Origin of the sequence: Duganella levis, assembly GCF_009857605.1 — a bacterium.
In the GTDB taxonomy this organism is placed as follows: domain Bacteria; phylum Pseudomonadota; class Gammaproteobacteria; order Burkholderiales; family Burkholderiaceae_D; genus Rugamonas; species Rugamonas levis.
On record NZ_WWCT01000029.1, the window covers coordinates 33,532 to 56,714 of the forward strand.

General features: G+C 61.6%; 21 protein-coding genes. 5 read left to right on the forward strand and 16 right to left on the reverse strand.

The window, feature by feature from the left end; genetic code table 11:
* Positions 1–122: 122 nt before the first annotated feature.
* Positions 123–1,118: a TauD/TfdA family dioxygenase gene (locus tag GTP69_RS26640; protein WP_161057713.1), complete on the forward strand. Its 996-nt coding sequence runs from the start codon at positions 123–125 to the stop codon at positions 1,116–1,118.
* Here the strand turns inward: GTP69_RS26640 and hisC are convergent.
* The 5 genes from hisC to rimO all read right to left on the reverse strand — a co-directional run bounded on the left by hisC (position 1,115) and on the right by rimO (position 6,903).
* On the reverse strand, positions 1,115–2,173 hold the full coding sequence (hisC, locus tag GTP69_RS26645; protein ID WP_161057714.1) for a histidinol-phosphate transaminase: 1,059 nt from the start codon (positions 2,171–2,173) through the stop codon (positions 1,115–1,117). The genes GTP69_RS26640 and hisC overlap by 4 nt on opposite strands.
* Positions 2,170–3,342, reverse strand: coding sequence for a cystathionine beta-lyase (locus tag GTP69_RS26650; RefSeq protein ID WP_161057715.1), 1,173 nt, complete (start codon positions 3,340–3,342; stop codon positions 2,170–2,172). Before GTP69_RS26650 ends, hisC begins: the two co-directional genes overlap by 4 nt.
* Positions 3,342–4,586, reverse strand: a complete 1,245-nt coding sequence (locus GTP69_RS26655; RefSeq protein ID WP_161057716.1) for a YncE family protein — start codon at positions 4,584–4,586, stop codon at positions 3,342–3,344. The genes GTP69_RS26650 and GTP69_RS26655 overlap by 1 nt, the downstream gene beginning before the upstream one ends.
* Positions 4,583–5,431: a creatininase family protein gene (locus GTP69_RS26660; protein ID WP_161057717.1), complete on the reverse strand. Its 849-nt coding sequence runs from the start codon at positions 5,429–5,431 to the stop codon at positions 4,583–4,585. The genes GTP69_RS26655 and GTP69_RS26660 overlap by 4 nt, the downstream gene beginning before the upstream one ends.
* A gap of 80 nt (positions 5,432–5,511) precedes the next feature.
* On the reverse strand, positions 5,512–6,903 hold the full coding sequence (gene rimO, locus GTP69_RS26665; protein WP_161057718.1) for a 30S ribosomal protein S12 methylthiotransferase RimO: 1,392 nt from the start codon (positions 6,901–6,903) through the stop codon (positions 5,512–5,514).
* Positions 6,904–6,995: 92 nt separating this feature from the next.
* Between rimO and GTP69_RS26670 the strand changes: the two genes are divergently transcribed.
* Positions 6,996–8,003 (forward strand): LacI family DNA-binding transcriptional regulator, encoded by a 1,008-nt coding sequence (locus GTP69_RS26670; protein WP_161057719.1) that lies wholly within the window; start codon positions 6,996–6,998, stop codon positions 8,001–8,003.
* Between the two features lie 139 nt (positions 8,004–8,142).
* Here the strand turns inward: GTP69_RS26670 and GTP69_RS26675 are convergent, their stop codons facing one another.
* From GTP69_RS26675 to phaC, 8 genes are all read right to left on the reverse strand, one after another.
* Entirely contained in the window at positions 8,143–10,569 is a 2,427-nt protein-coding gene (locus GTP69_RS26675; RefSeq protein WP_161057720.1) for a TonB-dependent receptor, read from the reverse strand.
* A 172-nt stretch (positions 10,570–10,741) separates the two neighbouring features.
* The gene (locus tag GTP69_RS26680) at positions 10,742–11,833 is read right to left on the reverse strand and encodes an ABC transporter ATP-binding protein (RefSeq protein ID WP_161057721.1); all 1,092 of its coding nucleotides are present in this window, start codon (positions 11,831–11,833) and stop codon (positions 10,742–10,744) included.
* Between the two features lie 3 nt (positions 11,834–11,836).
* On the reverse strand, positions 11,837–12,715 hold the full coding sequence (locus tag GTP69_RS26685) for a carbohydrate ABC transporter permease (RefSeq protein WP_371868147.1): 879 nt from the start codon (positions 12,713–12,715) through the stop codon (positions 11,837–11,839).
* Positions 12,716–12,804: 89 nt separating this feature from the next.
* Positions 12,805–13,689 (reverse strand): carbohydrate ABC transporter permease, encoded by an 885-nt coding sequence (locus GTP69_RS26690; RefSeq protein WP_161052249.1) that lies wholly within the window; start codon positions 13,687–13,689, stop codon positions 12,805–12,807.
* A 3-nt stretch (positions 13,690–13,692) separates the two neighbouring features.
* Positions 13,693–14,937 carry an ABC transporter substrate-binding protein gene (locus tag GTP69_RS26695; RefSeq protein WP_161057722.1) on the reverse strand — a complete coding sequence of 415 codons (1,245 nt, stop codon included), beginning with the start codon at positions 14,935–14,937 and terminating at the stop codon, positions 13,693–13,695.
* 55 nt (positions 14,938–14,992) lie between these two features.
* Positions 14,993–16,336: a GH1 family beta-glucosidase gene (locus GTP69_RS26700; RefSeq protein ID WP_161057752.1), complete on the reverse strand. Its 1,344-nt coding sequence runs from the start codon at positions 16,334–16,336 to the stop codon at positions 14,993–14,995.
* A 189-nt stretch (positions 16,337–16,525) separates the two neighbouring features.
* Entirely contained in the window at positions 16,526–17,080 is a 555-nt protein-coding gene (gene phaR, locus GTP69_RS26705; RefSeq protein ID WP_110847625.1) for a polyhydroxyalkanoate synthesis repressor PhaR, read from the reverse strand.
* A 171-nt stretch (positions 17,081–17,251) separates the two neighbouring features.
* A complete protein-coding gene (gene phaC / locus GTP69_RS26710; RefSeq protein WP_161057723.1) occupies positions 17,252–18,898 on the reverse strand; it encodes a class I poly(R)-hydroxyalkanoic acid synthase in 1,647 nt (548 codons plus the stop codon).
* Between the two features lie 30 nt (positions 18,899–18,928).
* Here phaC and GTP69_RS26715 point away from each other — a divergent pair, with 30 nt between their 5' ends.
* A complete protein-coding gene (locus GTP69_RS26715; RefSeq protein WP_110848070.1) occupies positions 18,929–19,138 on the forward strand; it encodes a hypothetical protein in 210 nt (69 codons plus the stop codon).
* Here GTP69_RS26715 and pgeF read toward each other — a convergent pair.
* Both pgeF and GTP69_RS26725 read right to left on the reverse strand, forming a co-directional pair.
* Positions 19,121–19,909: a peptidoglycan editing factor PgeF gene (gene pgeF / locus GTP69_RS26720; protein ID WP_161057724.1), complete on the reverse strand. Its 789-nt coding sequence runs from the start codon at positions 19,907–19,909 to the stop codon at positions 19,121–19,123. The genes GTP69_RS26715 and pgeF overlap by 18 nt on opposite strands.
* On the reverse strand, positions 19,909–20,955 hold the full coding sequence (locus tag GTP69_RS26725; RefSeq protein ID WP_161057725.1) for an RluA family pseudouridine synthase: 1,047 nt from the start codon (positions 20,953–20,955) through the stop codon (positions 19,909–19,911). Before GTP69_RS26725 ends, pgeF begins: the two co-directional genes overlap by 1 nt.
* A 63-nt stretch (positions 20,956–21,018) precedes the next feature.
* On the opposite strand from GTP69_RS26725, the gene GTP69_RS26730 reads away from it, so the two are divergent.
* Positions 21,019–21,834: an outer membrane protein assembly factor BamD gene (locus tag GTP69_RS26730; RefSeq protein WP_161057726.1), complete on the forward strand. Its 816-nt coding sequence runs from the start codon at positions 21,019–21,021 to the stop codon at positions 21,832–21,834.
* 99 nt (positions 21,835–21,933) lie between these two features.
* Here the strand turns inward: GTP69_RS26730 and yaaA are convergent, their stop codons facing one another.
* The gene (yaaA, locus tag GTP69_RS26735) at positions 21,934–22,704 is read right to left on the reverse strand and encodes a peroxide stress protein YaaA (protein ID WP_161057727.1); all 771 of its coding nucleotides are present in this window, start codon (positions 22,702–22,704) and stop codon (positions 21,934–21,936) included.
* A 35-nt stretch (positions 22,705–22,739) separates the two neighbouring features.
* Here yaaA and GTP69_RS26740 point away from each other — a divergent pair, with 35 nt between their 5' ends.
* Positions 22,740–23,174 (forward strand): putative toxin-antitoxin system toxin component, PIN family, encoded by a 435-nt coding sequence (locus tag GTP69_RS26740; RefSeq protein WP_161057728.1) that lies wholly within the window; start codon positions 22,740–22,742, stop codon positions 23,172–23,174.
* Positions 23,175–23,183 lie beyond the last annotated feature (9 nt).

The following is a 23,183-nucleotide window of genomic DNA, read 5'->3' on the forward strand; positions in this document are numbered from 1 at the left end:
CTCTTCCTTGAAAATCATCATAACGCAAGCAGATCATTTTTCGGAGTCACTGTCAGAATTAAACTACAAACCGATTATTAAAAATCCCCTAGAATAAATTCAATCAACCGGGGGAGGTAATCATGTTGGCATCAATTAAATATCAAGGAAACATCGCGCAGGCGGAGGCGGATTTCTCGTGGAATAATGATTTCAATATTATCCATGAGCTATTAAGCAGGCGATTCGATAGTTTTAATGACAATGGTTTTTATCCGCATCCGGACGAAGTGGCGCTGCGCCAGGAGCTGAAGGAAGTGGCCACGCTGCGCAAATTGAGCGAACGGATACGTGGGCTGGATGGCAATGCGCTGGTGCTGCGCGGGCTGGGCCTGAGCGGCCTGCCGGAAGAGCGCCGCAACGCCGTGCTGTACGCGCTGACGCTGATGCTCGGCTACCCCACCTCCACCGACCAGCGCACCGGCCGCGTGGCGTGGGACGTCAAGGCACGGCCGGAGACCGGCATTGACGGCCGCTTCGTCACATTCTCAGAACGCGTGGGCAGCGCCGATATGCATACCGATTCGTCGTTCTATCCGATGCCGGAGGAGCAGTTCATTCTGTACGTGGTGAATGCGGCGCAGTGCCACGGCGGCCATTCGACCTTGATCGATGCGGACGATATCTACACCGCGCTGCATCGCACGCCGGAGGGTGCGGCGGCGTTTGAACTGCTGCGCACAACGCCGTTGCCGTTCCGAGTGCCGGCTGTGTATGCGGCGGGTGATGAGACGATGGAGTTTCATGTGGCGCCGGTGTTTGGCCCGCCGGTGCGGGAGGGCGACCGCTTCACCATGCGCTGGCGGTATGACGCGATCAAGAAAGGCCTGGCGGCGCGGCCGGAGATGAACAGTCCTGCGCTGGCCGATTCGGTGGAGCTCATGCACCGCGTGGCCGAGCAGGAAGCGCCGCGCTTCATGGAGCAGCTGCCGACCGACACGCTGATGTTGGCCGATAACCACCGCATGCTGCACGGCCGCACCACCTACACCGACGAGCGCCGCCACCTGATCCGCATCCGCATGTCGGACGTGCCGAACGCCCAGCGCATCGGCCCGTCCGGCGTGGTGCGGGATTAAGCCAGGATTTGCTTGAGCGCCACCACCAGCTTGGCGCATTCCTCATCGGTGCCGATGGTGATGCGCAGGAACTGGTCGATACGCGCCGACTTGAAGTGGCGCACGAGAATGGCGCGCTCGCGCAACGCCGCCGCCAACTGCGCGCCATCATGTTGCGGATGACGCGTGAAGATGAAGTTAGCCGCCGATGGCAGCACCTCAAAGCCCAGCACCTGCATCTGCGCCGTCAGCCACGCGCGGCTGGCGATGATGGCGTTCGACGTCTGCTCCATATAGGCCACATCGTCCAGCGCCGCGACCGCGCCGGCCTGCTGCACCTGACCGAGTGGGTAACAATTGAAGCTGTTCTTCACGCGCTCCAGACCCGCAATCAGATCCGGATGGCCGAGTGCAAAGCCGACCCGCAAGCCAGCCAGCGAACGCGATTTGGACAGCGTCTGGATCACCAGCAGGTTATCGAAGCGGCCCAGCAGCGCAGCGGCGCTCTGCGCGCCGAAGTCCACATAGGCTTCATCAATCACCACCACCTGCTCCGGATGCGCCACCAGCAGCGCCTCGATCTGCGCCAGCGACAGCGCAATGCCGGTCGGCGCATTCGGGTTGGCCAGGATGATCGCGCCGCATGGCTGCGCGTAATCAGCGACATCGATCTCAAAGCGCTGGTTCAGCGGAACGTAGACCGCCTCAATGCCATACAGGCTGCAATAGGTTGGATAAAAGCTGTAGCTGATATCGGGCGTCAGCAGCGGCAAGTCGTGCTTGAGCAAAGCGTGGAAGGTATGCGCCAGCACTTCGTCCGAGCTATTGCCGACGAAGACCTGCTCGCGCGTCAGCCCGAAGCGGCGCGCCACCACATCCTTCACCACCGCATTAGACGGATCGGAATACTTGCGCAAGCCATCCCCGGCCGCTTCCTGCATCGCGGCGACCGCCTTGGGCGACGGGCCGTAGGGATTTTCGTTGGTGTTCAACTTGACCAGGCCAGGCATCTGCACCTGTTCACCCGGCGTGTATGGCGTCAGGCCGTGAACCACTTTGCTCCAGAACTTGCTCATGCCATTTCCTCAAATGCCCGCTCGATGTCGGCGATTAAATCATGTACGTCTTCCAGGCCCACGTTGAAGCGTATCAGTATGCCCTTGTCGGTCCAGTCCTTGCGCATATGCTGGATGCGATATGGCATAACCAGGCTGTTGGCGCCGCCCCAGCTATAGCCGATCTTGAACAGCTTGAGCGCATCGACAAAGCGGTCGGTCTGCGCTTCGGTATAACGTTCGTCGAAGATCACCGAGAAAAGGCCGCCGGCGCCGCTGAAGTCGCGCTTCCACGTTTCATGGCCGGGACATTCCGGGAACGCCGGATGCAGCACCTTGGTGACTTCGGGCCGCGTTTGCAGCCAGGCCGCCAGCTTGCGCGCCGCCGCGTCGTGCGCGTCGAAGCGCAGGCGCATGGTCGGCAAGCCGCGCTGCACCAGATACGCATCGTCCGCACCCACGCCCAGGCCAAGCCGCATATGCGCCAGGCTGATGCGGTCGTGCAGCTCGCGGTCGCGCGTGATGACGGCGCCCATCAGCACATCCGAACTGCCAGACTGGTATTTGGTCAGCGCCTGCATGATGATGTCCACGCCCAGATCGAAACCGCGCAGCGCGAGGCCGGCAGACCAGGTATTATCCAGCGCCACCAGCACACCGCGCTCGTGCGCCGCCTTGCAGATGGCCGGCAAGTCCGGCACTTCCATCGACACCGATCCCGGCGCCTCGGTCCAGATCAGCTTTGTATTCGGCTGGATCAGCGCCGCGATGCCCTCGCCGATCAGCGGATCGTAATAGCGCGCGGTGATGCCAAAATCGGCCGACAGCCAGCGCCCCAGTTCGCGATTCGGGTTGTAGACGTTATCCGGCAACAGCACATCGTCGCCGGATTTGAGCAGCGCGAAATCCACCATCGAGATGGCGGCCAGACCGCTCGGCGCCAGCAGGCAGTATTTGCCGTCCTCGATTTCCGCCAGCCGCGCCTCCAGCGTAAACGTGGTCGGCGTGCCATGCAGCCCGTAGGTATAGGCGTTCTTGTCTTTCCATTCGCCCGAGCGCATCGCCGCCACATTCTTGAACAGCACCGTGGAGGCGTGATGGATGCCGACCGGGAAAGCGTCGAAGCCTTCCGGCGCCTTGTAGTCCGTGTGGATCAGCGCCGTCTGCGGCGATTTCTTCATGGTCGCCATCAGCGCATATTGCCGGTATGGCCCAGCGAGTAGCGGCCCGGTTGCGGCCATACGGTCAGGCCGTGCGGCTCCTGGCCGACCTTGACCTGCTTGACGTCGCCGTTGGCGGTGTCGATGCGGTACACCACATCATCGAAGCGGCCGGACAGCCACAGATATTTGCCGTCGGCGCTGACGTTGCCCATGTCCGGGCTGCCGCCGCCGGGAATCGCCCATTGCGACACCACTTTTTCGGTAGCGAAGTCAATCACCGTCACGCGGCCCTTGCCTTTACGCTTGCCGTGGATATTGTGCGTGCCACGGTTGGCCACATACAGCTTGGTGCCGTCGCGGCTTGGATACAGACCGTGCGCACCAACGCCGGTCGGGATGAAGCCTACCTTGGTGAAGGTGGCCGCATCGACGATGTGCACGCCGTCGGCGTCCATGTCGGCGATGTAGTAACGTTTACCGTCCGGCGAGACGCGGATATCCTGCGGCATGCCCTTCTTCTTGCTGCACACCTCATTCGCCAGCAGTTGGTCGATCGGGTCTTTTTCGGAGAAGCGCGTAGTCGGCATCGACAGCTTCAGATAACCGTCCACCTTGCGCGCCGCGAGGTCGATGCGCGCCACGGCGCCATCGAATTCGCAGGTGAACATGGCGTAGCGGCCGTCCGGCGAGAAGTCGGCGTGGTTGATGCCGCCGCATTGCGGCACATCGATCGCGTACTGCATCGCCATCGTCTTCGGATCGCGGAAGTCCAGGCGGTGCAAGGCTTCCGCCACCACGATGGCGGATTTACCGTCCGGCGAGAAGTACATATTGTATGGGTCGTCCACCGCCACCTGCGGGCCAGGCTTGCCGGTGCGTGGATCGATCGGCGTCAGGCTGCCCTTGTTGGTGCGCTCGGCGTTATTCGCCACCCACAGCGTTTGCAGGTCGTAGGCCGGCACCACGTGCTGCGGGCCGACGCCGACCTTGAACTTGTCGACCACCTTCAGCGTTTCGGGATCGATCACATACACGTCGTTGGAGCGCAGATTAGGCACGTAGACGCGCTGCAGCTGGTCCTTGACTGCAGGACTCATATTGGCCGGGCCGATGCCGGCGTAGACGTTGACCGGCGCCGCGGGCGCCGCACCGGCGGCCGGCGCGGCTTGTGCAGCCTGCGCGTTCTCCATGTTGGCGACAGCCAGCAAACCGCCAGCGCCGATCAAACCAGCGACGGCCAGCGCCGCCAAGACGATACGATTAGTTTTCATTTGGATGCTTTACTAGAAGTAGACGGCGCGCCATGCGCCGCAAAATCGGAAATCGCTGCCACCGAGGCGTCGACGATGCGCTGCACGCCAAGCTTGCCCAATTCGGCGGTAGCGCGGCGCGCGTCACCGCGCACGCCTTGCGCAGCGGTCGGCGACGGCCCTTTGGCCAGCGCCTCGGTACGCACCAGGGATTTATCGGTAGCCAGCATCAGCGCCGCATCGGCCAGGCCGGCATGCAGGCCGATTTCGGCCTTGCTGTAGCCGCGCTTTTCAAGATCGGCGATAAACGGTTCCTGCGTGACGTCGTAATAGGCCAGCAGCGCCAGGGCCGCAGCGTCGCCATCCTTGGCCCAGGCCTTGTTCAGCTTCTGCGCCACGCGGGTTTCGCTTTTCTGGTAACCGCCATGGTCGCCGATGAAGACGATGCGGCGGAAGCCGTGCTGGCGCAGGCTTTGCGCGGTGGCGACCAGCAGCTCTTCAAAGGTGGCTTCGGGAATCGACAAGGTGCCGGCAAACTTCATGTGGCCAGCCGGCGGCGTGATGCTGCCTTCCGGGACGTAAGCCACTACCGGGGCGACCACCGCATTGCCGAGCTTTTGCGCGATCATCCGCGCCAACACGGTGGCGCGCACATTGTGCTTGCCCAGCGCGATATAGGGACCGCTTTGTTCGGTGCCACCGATCGGAATGATGGCGGTGGTGGCGCCGGCGTCAATGCGGGAACGCAGCTCGGTGCTGGTCATCTCTTCCAGCATGACGGCCGCGTCGGCGGCCAATACAGGCCGCGCCAGCAGGCCGGCCAGCAGGCAGGCGGCAAGCGCCGCCGGGAGTTTCAAGTCACGCATAAGGCTCACTAACAAAAAAAAGGCGGACCGCGATAACGCCGGTCCGCCTTTATTATAGTGGATGTGCCGTGAAAAACGCCTTAAAGCGCCTCACCCCACAAATCGTGGGCATCCGAGGTCGTGATTTTTACGTCAACAAACTGGCCGACTACCAGCTTCTTGTGCGGTTCGTACGGCGGTTTGACGTACACCACGCCATCGATTTCCGGCGCGTCGGCAGCCGAGCGGCCCACGCCGCCGGTGCGGTTGACTTCATCGATCAGCACGCGGACGGTCTTGCCGACTTTCGCTTTCAGGCGCGCTTTGGAGATTTCTTCCTGCAGCAGCATCACGCGGCCACGGCGCTCTTCGCGCACTTCTTCCGGCACTGGATTAGCCAGTTCGTTGGCGGTGGCGCCTTCCACCGGCGAGTAGGCGAAGCAGCCCAGGCGGTCGATCTGCGCTTCCTTCAGGAAGTCCAGCAGGTATTCGAATTCCTCTTCCGTCTCGCCAGGGAAGCCGGCGATGAAGGTCGAGCGGATGGTCAGGTCCGGATTCATTTTGCGCCAGGCCAGGATGCGGTCCAGGTTTTTCTCGCCGCTGGCCGGACGCTTCATGCGCTTCAGCACATCCGGATGCGCGTGCTGCATCGGAATGTCCAGGTACGGCAAAATGTGTTCGCCCATCAGCGGGATCACCTGATCAACGTGCGGGTATGGATACACGTAGTGCATGCGCACCCAGGCGCCGTAGGACTTGGCCAGTTCGCCCAGCGCTTCCATCAGCTGCGTCATGTGAGTCTTGATCGGACGGCCGTTCCAGAAACCGGTGCGGAACTTGACGTCCACGCCGTAGGCCGAGGTATCCTGCGAAATCACCAGCAGTTCCTTGACGCCCGACTTGAACAGGTTCTCCGCTTCCAGCAGCAGTTCGCCGATAGGACGCGACACCAGGTCGCCGCGCATCGATGGAATGATGCAGAACGAGCAGCGGTGATTGCAGCCTTCCGAGATTTTCAGGTAAGCGTAGTGCTTCGGCGTCAGCTTGATGCCTTGCGCCGGAATCAGGTCGATGAACGGCTCGTGCGGCTTAGGCAGGTGCAGGTGGACCGAATCCATCACTTCAGCCAGCGCGTGCGGGCCGGTGACGGCCAGCACCTTCGGGTGGACCTTGGTGATGATGTCGTCGCCGGCGGCGTCCTTCTTGGCGCCCAGGCAGCCGGTGACAATCACCTTGCCGTTTTCGGCCAGCGCTTCGCCGATGGCGTCCAGCGATTCCTGCACGGCGGCGTCGATGAAGCCGCAGGTGTTGACGATCACCAGATCGGCGCCGGCATAGGACTTGGCGGTCTCGTAACCTTCAGCACGGAGCTGGGTCAGGATCTGTTCGGAGTCGACCAGCGCTTTAGGGCAGCCGAGCGATACAAAGCCCACTTTCGGTGCTGGCGCGCCGGCGGCTGGCTGGGGAAAACGGGAGAGTGGTTGCGATTGCATATGGTTGCCTAAAGCTTCACAATAATTACGAGCAATCGACGATTATACCATGTTACGATAGTGGCTTAACGCCCATTGCTAGAGGAGATTGTGTGGCAACACTGAAAGACGTCGCAATGCTTGCTGGTGTAGGCATGTCGACAGCATCGCGCGCCATTTCCGGCGCCGGCCCGGTCTCGGCGGAAGCGATGAAGAAGGTGCAAGCCGCCATCGAGCAACTCAACTTCCGCCCCTCCTCCATCGGCCGCTCGCTGTCGGCGCAGTCGCTGGGCATGATCGGCATTTTCTGCCCCTCCTTCTTCGGCGCCTACTACGGCACCATCCTCAAGCAAACCGACATCGAACTGCGCGCCATGCGCCGCCACGTGGTGGTGGCCACCGGTTGTGGCGACGGCTCGCCGCGCGATGAAGCCATCGAAGCGGTCAAGTTCCTGATCGGCCGCGATTGCGACGGCATCGTGGTGCTGGGTCACGACCTGCTGGACGAAGACATGCAGATGCTGCACAAGATGCATCCGAAGATGGCCTTCCTCAACCGCCGCAGTCCGGGGCTGGAGGCGTCGTCGTTCTGCCCGGACCATTACCACGGCGGCGAACTGGCTGCGCGCACTTTGCTGGATGCCGGCCATCGCCAGCTGGCGGTGATTTCCGGCCCGGTCGGCACTTCGGACAATGAGGAGCGCTTGAATGGCTTCTTCGACGAGCTGGCGCGCCACGGCATCGAACGCGATGCGGTGCGCCTGATCGCATCGGACTTCTCGCGCGAAGGCGGCTTTGGCGCCACGCAGCAACTGGTCAACGAAGGCTGCCAGTTCACCGGCCTGTTTTGCGCCAATGATGAGATGGCGGTTGGTGCGATGTCGTGCTTCCACCGCGCCGGCGTGCGCGTGCCGGACGACGTGTCGATCGTCGGCTATGACGATGACTATTCGGCGGAATTTTCGTCACCGGGCCTGACCTCGGTGCACATCCCGATGCAGCAGCTGACCCAGAATGCGGTGCGCTGGCTGCTCAACATCTGCTACGGCACCCAGCACGAAATTTCGCGCGCGTTTCCGGTGACCGTCACCATGCGCGGCTCGGTCGCGCCCCACTCTTGAACCCCGCAGGGCCACGCAGGGGGCTGACCCCGTACGGGGTCAGACCCCGACCTCTGCGCGACGCTTAGGGGTGCAAGCATAAAAAAAGGGCTGGCGAGGGGAGCCGCCAGCCCGAAAGACTACTTACCCCTTACTGCTATCAGAACTTGACCGACACCCGGCCGCCGAAGGTGCGCGGGTTGTTGTAGTACGCGGCCCAGATCTGCTGCGTCGGCTGGCATGGCGCGCCGACCTGCGTGCAGACTTCGATCGCGTCGTACTTCACTTCCTTGTCGGTGGCATTGTTGACGAACAGCTCCGCCGTGTAAGCCTTGTTGCGTGGCTCGAAGCGCACGCTCAGGTCCAGCGTGGTGTACGAATCCTGCATCTTCACGCCTGGATGGCCCGGCACGTCGTTGGCAAATGCGCCCGATCCGACGAAGGACTTGGTTTCGTAGTGCGCCGAAATACGCGGCGTGATGCGGCCCTTGCCGATGTCGAAATCACGCTCGTACATCAGCGTACTCGCAAAGGTCGGCGCGTGTTTCAGCACGGTGCCGCCGACGTTGACGGTCGGCGCGGTGGTGCCGCAGGCCTGGCCATTGGCGCGTGCCGCATCGACGTCGCAGGACAGGAAGTCGTCATAGCGCGCCTTCAGCCAGGTCGCGTTGCCGCTGAAGCGGTCGACGCTGGTCGGACGCCACATCCATTCTGCCTCCACGCCCTTGACCGAAGCGCCGGCGGCGTTGAAGTTTTGCAGCGTGTTGTTGACTACCTGCGACTCCAGCTTGTCCTTGTACTTCATCCAGAAGGCGTCGATGTTCAGCGACAGCTGTTTGTTCAGCAGGTCCGACTTGAAGCCGAGTTCATAGCTGGTCAGCTTTTCAGGCTTGGTGGTGGCGCCGCCGTCGCCGATGGCCGGCGAGTGGAAGCCGGTGGTCACCGAAGCGAAGGTCAGGATATCCGGCGATACCTTGTACTCCACGCGGCCCAGCCAGGTGGCCTGGCCGTATGCCAGGTCGGCCGTGTTGTCGCCGTAGGTATTGCCGCAAGTGGCTTGATTCACCACCCCGCCCGGCCCAATGTTGTGGGTATTGATGGTGCCGACGCCTGGCGTGACCAGTTGCGCGATCTGGCTCGGCGTCAGGGTGGCGCCGCGCGGCGCGTTGTCCGGCCAGTTCGGGCAGGCCCAGTTCTGGCCGCCGATGTCGAACTTGTGGTCCTTGGTGTAGCGCGCGCCGGCGGTCAGCTTCCATACCGGATCGATATCGTAGCTGGCTTGCGCAAAGGCGGCCTTGGAATGCAGCTCGCGGTCGCCCTGGATGAAGGACATGGCCGAGGCGTACTGGCCCACGGTCGGCTGCACGAAGATCACGCTGCCGTTGGCGATATCCTGCGCCAGCATGGCTTCGGAAATCTGGCTGCGGTCGATGTCGAAGCGCACCTTGTTTTTCTCGCGGAAGAAGAACAGGCCGCCCACCCATTGCAACGGCGAGTCATATTCCGAACGCACCTGCACCTCGTTGGAGACGCTGTCGAACTGCGACCATTCGGTGCGGTTCTCGGCCTTGAAGCCTGGGTAGAAGCCGGCGTCCGCATCGCTGGCGTTGGTCCGTTTCAAACGGCTCCACGCGCCCAGATACTGGGTAGCGATGCCTTCCACCGGACGCCATTCGACCTTGGTCTTGGCGGTGATGATCGACTGGTCCAGGTTACCCGGCGTATCGATCAGCGCGGAGCGCAGATTCTGGCCCGGCTTCGGTTCGGCCGACAGGTAGATGTTGCCGGCGCCGGTGTCGCTGTAATAGTCGGCGATAAAGGTCGCCTTCAGCTCCGGCGTGAACTTCCACAGCAGCGAGGCGCGCGCGCCCGACTGGTTGCCGGCGCCGTACTTCTGCGCGCCCGGTGATACGTTGGAGCCCTTGAGGAAATCGACATATCCGTCATGCTGGTCCTTGATCGCGGCGATGCGCAGCGCGATGTCGTCGCTGAGCGGGATGTTGATCATGGCCTGCGTCTGGATGTGGTGGTAGTCGCCGATGGTGACGCTGGCCGAGCCGAACACCTTGGCGGTGCTTGGCGCGCCGGACACCAGGTTGACCGCGCCGGCGGTCGAGTTCCGGCCGTTCAGCGTACCTTGCGGGCCGCGCGCCACCTCGACGTGGTTCAGGTCATACATCAGCGCCGTGGCGCCCTGTGGACGCGGCACGTAGATGCCATCCACATAGAACGCCACCGCCGGGTCGCCCAGCTCCGTGTGATTGGCCGAGCCGACGCCGCGCATGTAGACGTGGACGCCGCCCGAATCGCTGTGCGGCTCCACAACCAGGCTAGGCACCATGGCGGTCATGGTCGCCAGATCCTTGACCTGGTTGTTGGCCAGCGTGTCCTGCGTGTAGGCCGTGATGGCCAGCGGCGTATCCTGCACCAGCGTGTCGCGGCGGGTGGCGGTGACGATAATCTTCTCCATGTTGTCGCCGGCGGCCGGGGTGGCGGCTGCAGGTGGTTGCTGTTGCTGCTGCGCGTATGCTGCGCCGCCGCTCAACATCATCTGGGCGATGCTTAAAGCTAGAACTGTTTTTTTCATTGATGTCTCCTCGCTTATTCCAAGTGGAACCGGTTCCACCACAAGACGCACCTAGGCGTCGGGCCATACCATGGCAGACCCGGTAATTTAGCAACTACGGAAATTCGGGGTCAGTTCTGCCAAATGTACATGGGCTCGTGTGCATTTGGCAGAACTGACCCCGGGTTTTGCTTTAGAGCCGCTGTTCGCTGGCTCCGTCAAACAGGGAAATACGATTGGTACGGATCGAGAAATTGATGTCCTTCTCGGTCTCGATTTGCAACTGGTCCTGCACGATGCCCGCAACCTGGGTGCCGTGGAAGTCCAGCCACACTACGCGGTGCGCGCCCATGGCCTCGATCAGCGAGACCGATGCGCGCACCGCTGCACTGCCAGCGACGCCGTCACCATGCCCGACGTCGATGTCCTCCGGCCGCACACCGAGCACGCAATCGTGCTTGCCGGTGAGCGGCTGCTTGAATGGATAGCCGGTCACGTCGACCGACAGATGCTGGTTGCTGAAGATGGCCTTACCACCCTGCTGCTCCAGCGTGCCCTTGAACAGATTCATGCCCGGCGAACCAAGGAAGGTCGCCACGAACAGATTGGCCGGCGTGTTGTAGATAACGTCCGGCGTGTCGAACTGCTGCACCACGCCGCCCTTCATCACCGCCATGCGCTGCGCCAGCGTCATCGCCTCGACCTGGTCGTGGGTCACGTAGATCATGGTGGCGCCGAGCTGCTTGTGCAGCTGTTTCAGTTCGCGCCGCAATTCCGTGCGTAGCTTGGCGTCCAGGTTGGACAGCGGCTCGTCGAACAGCATCACATCCGCTTCGCGCACGATGGCGCGGCCGATCGCCACGCGCTGACGCTGGCCGCCCGACAGGTTGGCCGGCTTGCGCTTCAACAGCGGGCCGAGTTGCAGCATGTCGGAAGCGCGCGCCACGCGGCGGGTGATCTCCGCCTTCGGCGTGCCGTTGATGCGCAGGCCGAAGGACATATTCGCTTCCACGTTCATGGTCGGGTACAGCGCATAGGACTGGAATACCAGCGCGATGCCGCGGTCTTTCGGATCGGCCCAGGTCATGTCCTTGCCGCCGATTTCAATCTGGCCGGCGCTGGTGTCGATCAGGCCCGCGATACTGTGCAGCAGCGTGGACTTGCCGCAGCCCGAAGGCCCCAGCAGCACCACGAACTCCCCTGCTTTCACATCGAGGTTGAGCGATTCAATCACCTTGTTGCCGCCCAGCTGGATCTGCAAATTACGAATAGCTACGTTAGACATGATTTAACCCTTCACAGCGCCAGAGGCGATGCCGCGCACGAACCAGCGGCCAGAAATAAAGTAGAGCGCCAGCGGCACGATCGACGTCAGGATGGTCGCCGCCATGTTCACGTTGTACAGGCGCTCGCCGGTGGTGGTGTTGATGATGTTGTTCAGTTGGACCGTCATCGGCAGATGCTCCGAGCCGGCAAACACCAGACCAAGCAGGAAGTCGTTCCAGATGCCGGTCACCTGCATGATCACTGCCACCACGATCACCGGCGTCGACATCGGCAGCATCAGTTGCAGGAAGATGCGCCAGAAACCGCCGCCGTCGATGCGCGCCGCCTTGAACAACTCCATCGGCAGCGCCGCATAGTAATTGCGGAACAACAGCGTCATCACCGGCATGCCGAAGATGGTGTGGATGATGATGATGCCCGGCAGAGAGCTGAACAGATTCACCGACGCCAGCACCCGCACCAGCGGATAGATCATCACCTGCACCGGAATGAAGGCGCCCATCATCAGGATCGCGAACAGCACGCCGGCGCCACGCGGACGCCAGAACGACAGCGCATAGCCATTCACCGCGCCGATGGCGATCGACAGGATGGTGCTCGGCACCACGATGGCCACCGAGTTCCAGAAGCCGCTGCGGATGCCGCCGCATTCCAGGCCGGTACAGGCCGAGGACCAGGCCTGCACCCAGGGTTCCAGCGTCAGGTGCTGCGGCAGCGCGAACAGCGTGCCGAGACGGATCTCTTCCATCGGCTTCACCGACGTCACCAGCATCACGTACAGCGGCAGCAGGAAGAACAGCGCCGCCACAATCAGGAAGCCGTACACGCCAAGGCGGGCCGGCGTCCATGCCGGGCTGCGGCGCGGACGTGGCGTCGGGATGCTGGCGTCGTTGGCGGCGGCCAGGCGTGCTGCTGCCGCAGTCGCGGCTTCTTCGGCCGCAGTTTTATCGAGTTTCACAACTTGTCCCATCATGCCCCCATTGCGGCGCGGCGATTGCGCACGAAGTACAGCGGCGCGACGATGGCCAGCACCGTCAACAACAGCACGATCGAGGCGGCGGAAGCCAGGCCGATATTCGCGCGGCCGAACAGATAATCCATGATGAATTTGGCCGGCACTTCGCTGGCCGTGCCAGGACCGCCCTGCGTCATCGCCACCACGGCGTCGAACACCTTCACCACCATCACGAACAGCAGCACGAAGGCAGTCGATACCGAAGGCTTCAGCATCGGCAGCACAATGCTGGTGTAGACGCGCCAGCGCGGGATGCCGTCGATGCGCGCCGCCTTCCAGATTTCGTCATCCACGCCGCGCAGGCCGGACAGCATCAGCGCCATCACCAGGCCGGAAGCCTGCCACACAGTGGCGATGACGATGGTGTAGATCGCCATGTCCTGGTCGACGATCCAGTCGAATTTGGCGCTGGTCCATCCCAGTTTGTGCAGCACTTCCTGGATACCCAGTTCCGGATTCAGTATCCATTGCCAGATCAGGCCCGTGGCCACGAACGACATCGCATACGGATACAGGAAGATGGTACGCAGCGCGCCTTCCGCCATCACCTTCTGGTCGATGAACACCGCCAGCAAAAAGCCGATGACCAGGCAGGCGGCGATGAACAGCACGCCGTACAGCGCCACGTTTTGCAGTGACAGCAGCCAGCGCTCGTTGTTGAACAAGCGGATGTACTGCGAGGCGCCGACAAAATCGCTGGCCGGGAAGGTGCGCGAGCTGCTCACCGATACGCGCGCCGTCCACAGCATGGTGCCGAGGTAGGCCAGCAGCACGGTCAGCGCCATCGGCACCATGGCGATGTAGGCCGCGAAGGAAACGCTTTGACGTTTCTGTGCCATGGCTTATTCGCCCTTGATCGCGCGGGCGAACGCTTTTTGCGCGTCTTCCGGCGACTGGTTCTTGTTCCAATAGCTGGTCAGCACGTCCTGCAATGCGCCGGTGGTATCCGGCGATGCCAGCATCTCGGTGTTAGGCAGCTGGCGCGATTTATCCTTCATGATCGCCAGGCCCTGACGGGCGCAGATATCCAGCTGCGATTCGTCCACATCGCCGCGAATCGGGATCGCGCCTTTACGCGCAGCGAAGGCCACTTGCGCCGTTGGAGACGTTACCACATTGGCTAAAAGTTTTTGCGCCTTGATGGCATTGGCGTCGTTCGTCTTCGGGAAGACGAAGGCGTCACCGGCCACGATGTACGGCGACTTCGGACCAAAGCCCGGATAGCAGCCGAAGTCCTTGCCGGCCACCTGTTTGGCGGCGGCGAATTCGCCCTTGGCCCAGTCGCCCATGATCTGCACGCCGGCTTTGCCCTGCACGACCATGGCGGTGGCGTCGTTCCAGTTGCGGCCCGGCGAGCCGGCATCCACAAAGCCTTTCAGCTTTTTGAATTCGACCAGCACCTGCTTGAAGGCCGGCGACATCACGGCTTTCTGGTCGCGGTCACGGTACACCTTCAGGTACAGGTCCGAACCGCCGACCATGGCGAAGATGGCGTCAAAGGTGATCTTCTCCTGCCACACCTGGCCGCCGAAGGCCAGCGGCACCACGCCGGCGGCTTTCAGCTTGCCCAGCTGCGCGAGGAATTCTTCCCAGGTCTGCGGTTCGTTGGTGATGCCGGCTTTCTTATACGCGGCCTTCGAGTAGAAGAACCAGGCCGGCATATGGATGTCCACCGGCGCGGCGTAGAAATGGCCGCTGATCTTGATCGCCTGGAGGATCGACGGGGGCATGATCTGGTCCCACTTGCCGGCGATCGCCACGTCGTCCACGTTGTTCAGCAATCCCTGTTCGACAAAATCGCGGAATTGTTTGGAGGTGTTGAACTGCGCGGCGGTCGGCGCATTGCCGCCGACGATGCGATTGATGGTGGTGGCGCGCGACTGGTCGGCGCCGGCCACTGCCTGGTCGACCCATTGGCCACCGGCCTTGTTATAGGCTTCTGCAAACTGCTTGACGGCGGCGGACTCGCCGCCCGAGGTCCACCAGTGAATTACGGTTGCCTTCAACGGCGCTTGCGCTTGGGCGGGCGCGCCGCTTACTGCCAAGGCTAGCGCGATGGCGCTGCCCACTTTTGTGGCCTTCAACATTCTGTCTCCCATTGGGCGTCGAGCGCCCATTTTATTCGGATAGCTTACTGGCGGCTTACTGTGCGGCTCTCTCCGCCAAAAATTGTGTGACCAATTTGGCGCTGCGCTTCAGCGTACGCTTCTGCGTGGCGTAATCGACATGGATCATACCGAAACGGCGCTCATAACCAAAGGCCCATTCGAAGTTATCCATCAGCGACCAGATAAAGTAGCCGCGCACATCGACGCCCTGCTTGACCGCCGCATCCACCGCCGCCAGGTGCCGGCGCAGGAAGGAAATGCGCTGGTGGTCGTCCACTTCACCGTTGACGACTTTGTCATCGGTGGCCATGCCGTTTTCGGTGATGAAAATCGGCGGCAGGTTCGGGTAGTCGCGGTGGAAGCCGACCAGCAGGTGGCGCAGGCCCTCGGGATACACTTCCCATCCCATCTGCGTGCGCTCCACGCCTTCCAGATCGACTTCGGTGTAGCCGTGCTGACCGTCGCTCACCACATTGGTGCGGAAGTAGTAATTAATGCCCAGGAAGTCCAGCGGCGTGCCGATGATGTCCATGTCGCCATGCAGGATGGTCGGCTCGGCGCCTGGCCACAACTCCCACAGCGCCGATGGATAGGACTTCTTCAGCAGCGGATCGAGGATCCAGTTATTGTGCTGCAGCTCGAACAGCCAGGCGGCGCGCTGGCCGGCGTCGCTGCTGTCGGTGCTGGTGCCGCGTCCCACATTGGCGACGATGCCGACCTGCGCTTGCGGATCGTTGGCGCGCAGGTGCTGCACCGCCAGCCCGTGACCGAGCAGCAGATGGTGCATGGCCTGGGTGGCGAAGACCACGTCCTGTTTGCCCGGCGCGTGGTGGCCGGTGCCATAGCCGTGCATCGCCGAGCACCATGGCTCGTTCAGCGTGGCCCAGGCGTCCACCAGGCCGGCCAGCTGCTCGCTGATCATGTCGGCGTATTCGGCGAAGCGGTAGGCGGTGTCGCGGTTGACCCAGCCGCCCTTGTCTTCCAGGTGCTGCGGCAGATCCCAGTGGTACAGCGTGACGTAAGTCTTCAAGCCCTTGGCGCGCAGCGCCTTCAACAGCTGGCGATAGAAATCGATGCCCTTCTCGTTCGGCTGGCCATCCTGCGTCATCACGCGCGGCCAGGAGATCGACAGCCGGTAGGCGCCGACATTCAGGCTGGCCAGCAGCTCGACGTCGCCTTGCCAGCGGTGATAGTGATCGCAGGCGACTTCGCCGGTATCGCCGGCCAGGGTCTTGCCCGGCGTGGCCGAGAACGTGTCCCAGATCGACGGGATACGGCCGTCTTCATGCACTGCGCCTTCGATCTGATAGGCAGCGGTGGCCGCGCCGATCAGGAAATCTTTGCTCCACAAGACCGAGTCGGCCGGCGGATTGAACATCTCTTCAACCACAAAAACTCCTTCGCTGAAACATGGAGTGGAAGCGCTTCCACTTGATGTTGTCAATAGTAATACTGATGAAATTGAGGTGTCAACGGAATTATCGGAATTTTGTAATCAAGTTACAAAAACGGCACAGCCACCGTGGTGTGCTGTGCCGCTGGGCTACTGCAAAGCTGCGTAGCGAAATTACTTTTTGTCGGTCGGCGGAACCGGGACAAAGGGGAAAGTGCCGAACAAATTCTTGCTCTGGCTCTGCATCTGCTCCTGCATCTGCACGAACAGGCTCTTGCTCTGGTCGATGTAGTTGTTCATCATGCCCTGCATCATCGGGCCCTGGACGTTCATGAACTGGGTCCACATTTCCGGGCTGAACGGTTGGCCGCCAACGGCGGTGCCGGTGGTGAACTTGCGCTGGATGTCGGTGAAGGCCTGGACGTTCTTTTCCAGGTAGGAGCCCATCATGCCCTGCATGGCGTGGCCGTAGAAGCGGATGATCTGGGCCAGCACGTCGCTGGAGAACATCGGCGCGCCGCTGGCCTCTTCTTCCAGAATGATTTGCAGCAGAATGCTACGGCTCAGGTCTTCATTTGTCTTGGCGTCGACAACGGTGAACACCTCGTTGTCCAGCACCAGCTGTTTCACGTCGGTCAACGTAATGTAGGAACTGGTCTGTGTATCGTACAGCCGGCGATTGGGGTATTTTTTGATCAGGCGGTCAGCATTTTTTTTCGCACTACTCATCACAAGTCCGTTTATTGCGCCGCAGCGCATGTCTCTTAAATATCGGATAGGAAGCGAACTGGTAGTCCCCTTCCCGCGTGCCTACTTTACTTATTATAGAGGCGAAACAGAATATCTTGCACAATCTGATATAAGTTTCCACCTTTATTGCAACGCAACTAATTTTTCCAGTTAGTCGGCTTTCACTTTGACGTAACGGCCCGGCGCCGGCTCGATCGCCTTGTATTTGGCGTTGCCCGGCTTGGCTTTGGCCTTGACCTTTTTGCCGCCGTTTTCATTCAGGAACGCCGACCATTCCGGCCACCAGCTGCCCGCGTGTTCGGCCGCGCCCTGGAACCAGGCGTCGGCGCTGTCCGCCTTGCCGCTGTCGTTGGTCCAGTAGTTGCGCTTGTTCTTGGCCGGCGAATTGATCACGCCGGCGATGTGGCCGGACGCGCCCAGCACGAAGCGCGTCGGGCCGCTGAGGATGGCCAGCGAGTCATAGGCCGACGGCCATGGCACGATGTGGTCCTCGCGCGAGCCGTAGACGAAGGCCGGAGCGTCGATGGTGGTCAGGTCGACGGTTTCGCCCGCCACCACCAGTTCGCCGCTCTTGAGGCGGTTTTCCAGATAGGTGTTGCGCAGGTACCAGCAGAACATCGGGCCCGGCAGATTGGTGCTGTCCGAGTTCCAGTACAGCAGGTCGAACGCGGCCGGCTCGTTGCCCTTCAGGTAGTTGGACTGCACGTAGTTCCACACCAGGTCGTTCGGGCGCAGGCTGGAGAAGGTGCTGGCCAGGTCGCGGCCCGGCATCAGGCCGCCGTCCTTGAGCTGCTGCTCGCGCAGCGCCACCTGGGTTTCGTCGACGAACACATCCAGCACGCCGGTGTCGCGGAAGTCTAGGAAGGTGGTCAGCAGCGTCAGGCTGTTGGCGACCTGCTCGCCGCGCGCGGCCAGCACCGCCAGCGCTGTGCCGACCAGCGTGCCGCCGACGCAGAAGCCGAACATATTCAGCTTGTCTTCGCCGCTGATCTCCTGCACCACGCGGATCGCCTGGATCACGCCCTGGTCGACGTAATCGTCCCAGGTGGTGCGGGCCAGCGATTTATCCGGATTGCTCCACGAAATCAGGAACACGGTATTGCCCTGCTCCACCGCGTAACGCACCAGCGAATTTTCCGGCTGCAAATCCAGGATGTAGAACTTGTTGATGCACGGCGGCACCATCAGCAGCGGCTTCTGGTTGACGGTGGCGGTTTTTGGCGTGTACTGGATCAGCTGGAACAGCGGGTTTTCATACACCACCGTGCCTTCGGTAATCGCCAGGTTGCGGCCGACCTCGAACGCCGATTCATCCGACAGCGAAATGTGGCCCTTGCCCATATCGCCCAGCATATTGGCCAGGCCGCGGGTCAGGCTCTCGCCCTTGGTTTCGATCAGTTTCTGCTGCGCTTCCGGATTGGTGGCCAGGAAATTGGCGGGCGACATGGCGTCGACAATCTGCTGCACGGCAAAGCGGATTTTCTGTTTCTGCTGCGGCGTGACATCGACGGTTTCCACCATCGCATTAAGAAATTTGGCGTTCAGTAGATAGGCGGCGGCGTTAAACGCCGTCATCGGATTACCCTGCCACGCGGCCGAATTGAAACGGCGGTCGCTGACGGCCGGGGTTTTACCGGCCAACAAATCCTGCCACAACGCGCCGAAATCCTGCAGATAGGACTGCTTGAGCGCCTCCATCGCCTCCGGCTTGATGTGGGCGCCAACATCCTGCATCATGGCGGCCATGGGATTGGACTGCATCCAGTTGGCAAAGGCTTGCGGATCGGGCAAATTCATCTGTGGTTCCCTAAAAGTGAGTTAAACACAATGCTGATTGTCGCTGTTGCTTGGATCTACGTGGTCGGCCTGATGGCGTTGACGGAACCGTCCATCGTTGCGGGAATTGTAACGTTTTTATTCTATTGCGTGCTGCCGCTAAGTACCCTGATTTACATCGCAGGGACGGGCAAACGCAAGGCCCGGCGGCGGGCTGCAGAGCAAGCCGCGCGGGATGCTGGTTCATTTGAGCCAGATTAAGGTGGCCTGACGGCCCGTGACGCCGTCGCGCCGGTAGGAATAGAAGCGGCCGGAGTTGGAGACGGTGCAGAACTCGCCGCCATGCACTTCCTTGACGCCGGCACGGTGCAGCAGATAACGCGCCAGACCGTAGATATCGGTCAGGTATTTGCCCGGCTTGCCTTCGATCAGGCTGAACGCCGCCTCGACGTGGCGCACGTCCGAATCGTCCAGTGCGCCTTGCAGGAAAGCCTGCTTGACGTCCGGCCCGACCTCGAACTGGTACGGCCCGATCGCCGGCCCCATCCACGCCATCAACTCGCCGGCGCCGGCCGCGCGCATTGCCGCCACGGTATTTTCCAGCACACCGGAGGCCAGCCCGCGCCAGCCCGCATGGGCAGCGCCGACGGTCTTGCCTTCCTTGTCGGCAAACAGCACCGGCAGGCAGTCGGCGGTCATGATCACGCACACTTTGCCGGGAATGGTGGTGACGCTGGCGTCGGCGTCCGGCACCTGCTGCGGCCCCACGTCCGCCAGATTGGTCACCGCCGTGCCGTGCACCTGCGACAGCCAGGCCGGATCGCCCGGCAACATTTCACGCAGGATGGAGCGGTTGCGGGCGACGTTGTGCGGCTGGTCGCCGACATGCGTGCCCAGGTTCAGGCCGCCGGCGCCCATGCCGTCGCCGTACGGTGCGGGGCTGACGCCGCCACGCCGGGTGGTCGACAGCACGCCCACATTCGCTGGCAAGCCCGGCCAGTGCGGGAACAACCACTGCTGCTGTGTAGCCATCAAATCTGTTCCGGTTCCTCAATTCCAGCCCGCGCCAGCAGGCCGGCAAAATCGTCCGCCAACGGCACGATCCATTCACATTGTTCACCCGTGGCCGGATGCACCAGGCCCAGGCGGCGCGCCTGCAGCGCCTGGCGCGGGAAATAATCGGCCAGATGCTGCTTGCCGTACACCGTGTCGCCCACCAGCGGGAAGCCGATCGACTGCATGTGCACGCGGATCTGGTGGGTGCGGCCGGTTTCCAGGCGACACTGCACCAGGCTCACCGGACGGCCTTCGCCCAGCTTGCCGCTGGCGATCAGCGAATAGTGGGTGATGGCCGGCTTCGAGCCCATGCCGGTCGAGACCGCCATCTTGACGCGGTCGCGCGGGTGACGGCCCATCGCCGCATCAATAGTACCGCTAATCCGCGGCGTGCCCCACACCACTGCGAAGTACTCGCGCTTGACGGTGCGCGCGGCCAGCTGGCGCACCAGGTCGGTCTGGGCGGCCAGCGTCTTGCCGACCACCATCAGGCCGCTGGTGTCCTTATCGAGTCGGTGCACGATGCCGGCGCGCGGCACGCCGCTCAGTTGCGGATAGTGGTGCAGCAGGCCGTTCAGCAGCGTGCCGGACCAGTTGCCATTGCCCGGATGGACCACCAGACCGGCCGGCTTGTTGACCACAATCAGGTGGTCGTCCTCAAAAACTATGTTAAGTTCCATCGGTTCAGGCTTAAAAGCCTCGTCTTCCGGCTCCGGTTGGGGCAGAATGACGATCTTCTCGTCGCCGTAGACGGTGTCCTTGGTGCTTTTGGCGGTTTTGCCGTCGACCGTCACGAAGCCATCGGTGATCCAGGTCTGCAGGCGGCCACGGGAAAATTGCGGTACCAGGCCCGAGATGACTTTGTCCAGGCGCTGGCCGCAGTGCTCAGTAGCGAGTTGCAGTTCGATGGGAGCCAGACCGTCATCATCGTCGCCAAAGTCGCCGTCATTGACGATCACGTCAGTGTCGGCATCGTGTTCGGAAGAAGATTCGGCCACATTCGGCTTTGCGTTTAATATCACGGTAATCCTATCGGCTATAATTAGCCTCGTAAAACTTTGGTTAAACAGTCTCTTGCAAAAGATATGCAAAAAAAATTAGCGGTAGTCGCAGCAACGGTTGTTCTGCTTGGTTTGTCCGGTTGCGGCCTTTTCTCTGAAAAGATCGACGAAACAAAAGGTTGGAGCGCATCGAAATTATACTCGGAGGCGAGCGATGAGCTAGATGGCCAGCACTACGAGCGCGCAATTCAGTTGTTTGAGAAGCTGGAATCGAGCTATCCATTCGGCACCTACGCCCAGCAGGCGCAGATGAATATCGCCTATGCGTACTACAAATCGCAGGACCAGGCCCAGGCCTTGGCGGCGGTGGAGCGCTTCATCAAGCTGCACCCGAATCATGCCAACGTCGATTATATGTACTATCTGCGTGGTCTGATCAACTTCAACGACCAGGTCAGCTTCCTGAACTTCATCTACGAACAGGACGCCACCGAGCGCGACCCGAAAGCCACGCGCGAAGCGTACGCGGCTTTCAAGGAACTCGTCACCAAGTTCCCAAACAGCAAGTATACGCCGGATTCGCTGGACCGGATGCGTTATCTGCTGAATGCGATGGCGTCGTATGAGATCCACGTGGCGCGCTACTACTACCGTCGTGGCGCCTATCTGGCGGCGGCCAACCGCGCGATGGGCATCATGAGCGACTTCCGCGACACGCCGGCGATTGAAGAAGCGCTGTTCATCATGATTCGCAGCTACGACAAGCTGGGCATGACCGAGTTGAAGACCGACACCGAGCGCGTCTTCAAGCTGAACTACCCGAACTCCAAGTTCCTGGACGAAGGCAAAAAAGCCGAGCGCCACTGGTGGCGTTTCTGGAGTTCCAACGCCAGCATGTAAAACCCAATCCGGGGTCAGGTCCGGCATTCGGACACGAGCCCGACCGTATCAAAGACTACGGTTGGGCTCGTGTCCGAATGCCGGACCTGACCCCGGAGTTTATTCAGCCAGCTTGCGGCGGAACAGCCAGGTTTTGTCGCTGGAGGCGTCCGGCACGTAGCTGTAGCCGTCGAGGTCGAACTTTTTCAGCTTTTGCGGATCTGTGATGCCTTTGACGGCGGCGTAGCGCGCCATCAGCCCGCGCGCGCGCTTGGCGTAGAACGAGATGATCTTGTATTTGCCGTTCTTCCAGTCTTCAAACAGCGGCGTGATCACCGGCACGTCCAGCAATTTCGGTTTGACCGATTTGAAGTATTCTTCGGACGCCAGATTGACCAGCGTGTCGGCGCCCTGCTCCGTCGCCTGCCGGTTCAGCGCCTGGGTGATGGTCTCGCCCCAGAAGTCGTACAGGCTCTTGCCGCGCGGCGTGCTCAGGCGGGTGCCCATTTCCAGCCGGTGCGGGTGGATCAGGTCCAGCGGCCGTAGCATGCCGTACAGGCCGGACAGGATGCGAATCCGCGATTGCGCGTAGTCCAGCTGCCTCGGCTGCAAGCTGCGCGCGTCAAGGCCGTCATAGACGTCGCCGTTAAAGGTCATCACCGCCTGGCGGCCTTCGCGGGTGTCCTTGGTCCAGGTCGCATAACGGGCCACGTTCAGGGCGGATAAGTTGTCGGACAAGTCCATCAATTCACCCAGCTCGGCCGGCGAAAATTCGCGCAGCCGGTGGATCAGTTGTTCGGAGTGGTCGAGAAACGACGGTTCAGTGTGCAGCTTGGTGGTGGGTGGCGTCTCCAGGTCGAGACTTTTTGCCGGGGAAAGCACTATCAGCATAAGATTCCAAATACATTTTTACGTAACTAGCCTCCATGATACCTGTTCCAAAGAAAGTCGTTATCGACACCAACGTTTGCCTCGACCTGTTCGTGTTTAACGATCCGCGCTGGGCCAAACTGGTCGCCGCCATCGAAAGCGGCGAAGTCGAGGCCGTTACGCGCTCCGATTGCCGCGACGAGTACAACATCGTGCTGCACTACAAGCATCTGCCGCTGGATGACGACAGCCGGCCGCTGGCCGCCGCCCGCTTTGACGCGCTGATCAAGGTGGTGGCGCCGCCCGAGTCCAGCATCAAGCTGCCGGTGTGCAGCGACCGGGCCGACCAGAAATTCCTCGAAATCGCCCGCGACGCCGGCGCCGAGGTGCTGATCACCAAGGACAAGGCGCTGCTGAAACTGGCCCGCCGTCTGGCCCGCGAAGGTATGTTCAAGGTGATATTGCCGGAGAAGTGGATTGCGCTAGAATAGGTCATCAGC

What these genes read in the sequence shown, in the direction of transcription:
- GTP69_RS26640 (WP_161057713.1), top strand. Translation starts at nt 123, where the DNA reads ATGTTGGCATCAATTAAATATCAAGGAAACATCGCGCAGGCGGAGGCG.
- hisC (WP_161057714.1), bottom strand. Translation starts at nt 2,173, where the DNA reads ATGAGCAAGTTCTGGAGCAAAGTGGTTCACGGCCTGACGCCATACACG.
- GTP69_RS26650 (WP_161057715.1), bottom strand. Translation starts at nt 3,342, where the DNA reads ATGGCGACCATGAAGAAATCGCCGCAGACGGCGCTGATCCACACGGAC.
- GTP69_RS26655 (WP_161057716.1), bottom strand. Translation starts at nt 4,586, where the DNA reads ATGAAAACTAATCGTATCGTCTTGGCGGCGCTGGCCGTCGCTGGTTTG.
- GTP69_RS26660 (WP_161057717.1), bottom strand. Translation starts at nt 5,431, where the DNA reads ATGCGTGACTTGAAACTCCCGGCGGCGCTTGCCGCCTGCCTGCTGGCC.
- rimO (WP_161057718.1), bottom strand. Translation starts at nt 6,903, where the DNA reads ATGCAATCGCAACCACTCTCCCGTTTTCCCCAGCCAGCCGCCGGCGCG.
- GTP69_RS26675 (WP_161057720.1), bottom strand. Translation starts at nt 10,569, where the DNA reads ATGAAAAAAACAGTTCTAGCTTTAAGCATCGCCCAGATGATGTTGAGC.
- GTP69_RS26680 (WP_161057721.1), bottom strand. Translation starts at nt 11,833, where the DNA reads ATGTCTAACGTAGCTATTCGTAATTTGCAGATCCAGCTGGGCGGCAAC.
- GTP69_RS26690 (WP_161052249.1), bottom strand. Translation starts at nt 13,689, where the DNA reads ATGGCACAGAAACGTCAAAGCGTTTCCTTCGCGGCCTACATCGCCATG.
- GTP69_RS26695 (WP_161057722.1), bottom strand. Translation starts at nt 14,937, where the DNA reads ATGTTGAAGGCCACAAAAGTGGGCAGCGCCATCGCGCTAGCCTTGGCA.
- GTP69_RS26700 (WP_161057752.1), bottom strand. Translation starts at nt 16,336, where the DNA reads ATGTTCAATCCGCCGGCCGACTCGGTCTTGTGGAGCAAAGATTTCCTG.
- phaR (WP_110847625.1), bottom strand. Translation starts at nt 17,080, where the DNA reads ATGAGTAGTGCGAAAAAAAATGCTGACCGCCTGATCAAAAAATACCCC.
- phaC (WP_161057723.1), bottom strand. Translation starts at nt 18,898, where the DNA reads ATGAATTTGCCCGATCCGCAAGCCTTTGCCAACTGGATGCAGTCCAAT.
- GTP69_RS26715 (WP_110848070.1), top strand. Translation starts at nt 18,929, where the DNA reads ATGCTGATTGTCGCTGTTGCTTGGATCTACGTGGTCGGCCTGATGGCG.
- pgeF (WP_161057724.1), bottom strand. Translation starts at nt 19,909, where the DNA reads ATGGCTACACAGCAGCAGTGGTTGTTCCCGCACTGGCCGGGCTTGCCA.
- GTP69_RS26730 (WP_161057726.1), top strand. Translation starts at nt 21,019, where the DNA reads ATGCAAAAAAAATTAGCGGTAGTCGCAGCAACGGTTGTTCTGCTTGGT.
- yaaA (WP_161057727.1), bottom strand. Translation starts at nt 22,704, where the DNA reads ATGCTGATAGTGCTTTCCCCGGCAAAAAGTCTCGACCTGGAGACGCCA.
- GTP69_RS26740 (WP_161057728.1), top strand. Translation starts at nt 22,740, where the DNA reads ATGATACCTGTTCCAAAGAAAGTCGTTATCGACACCAACGTTTGCCTC.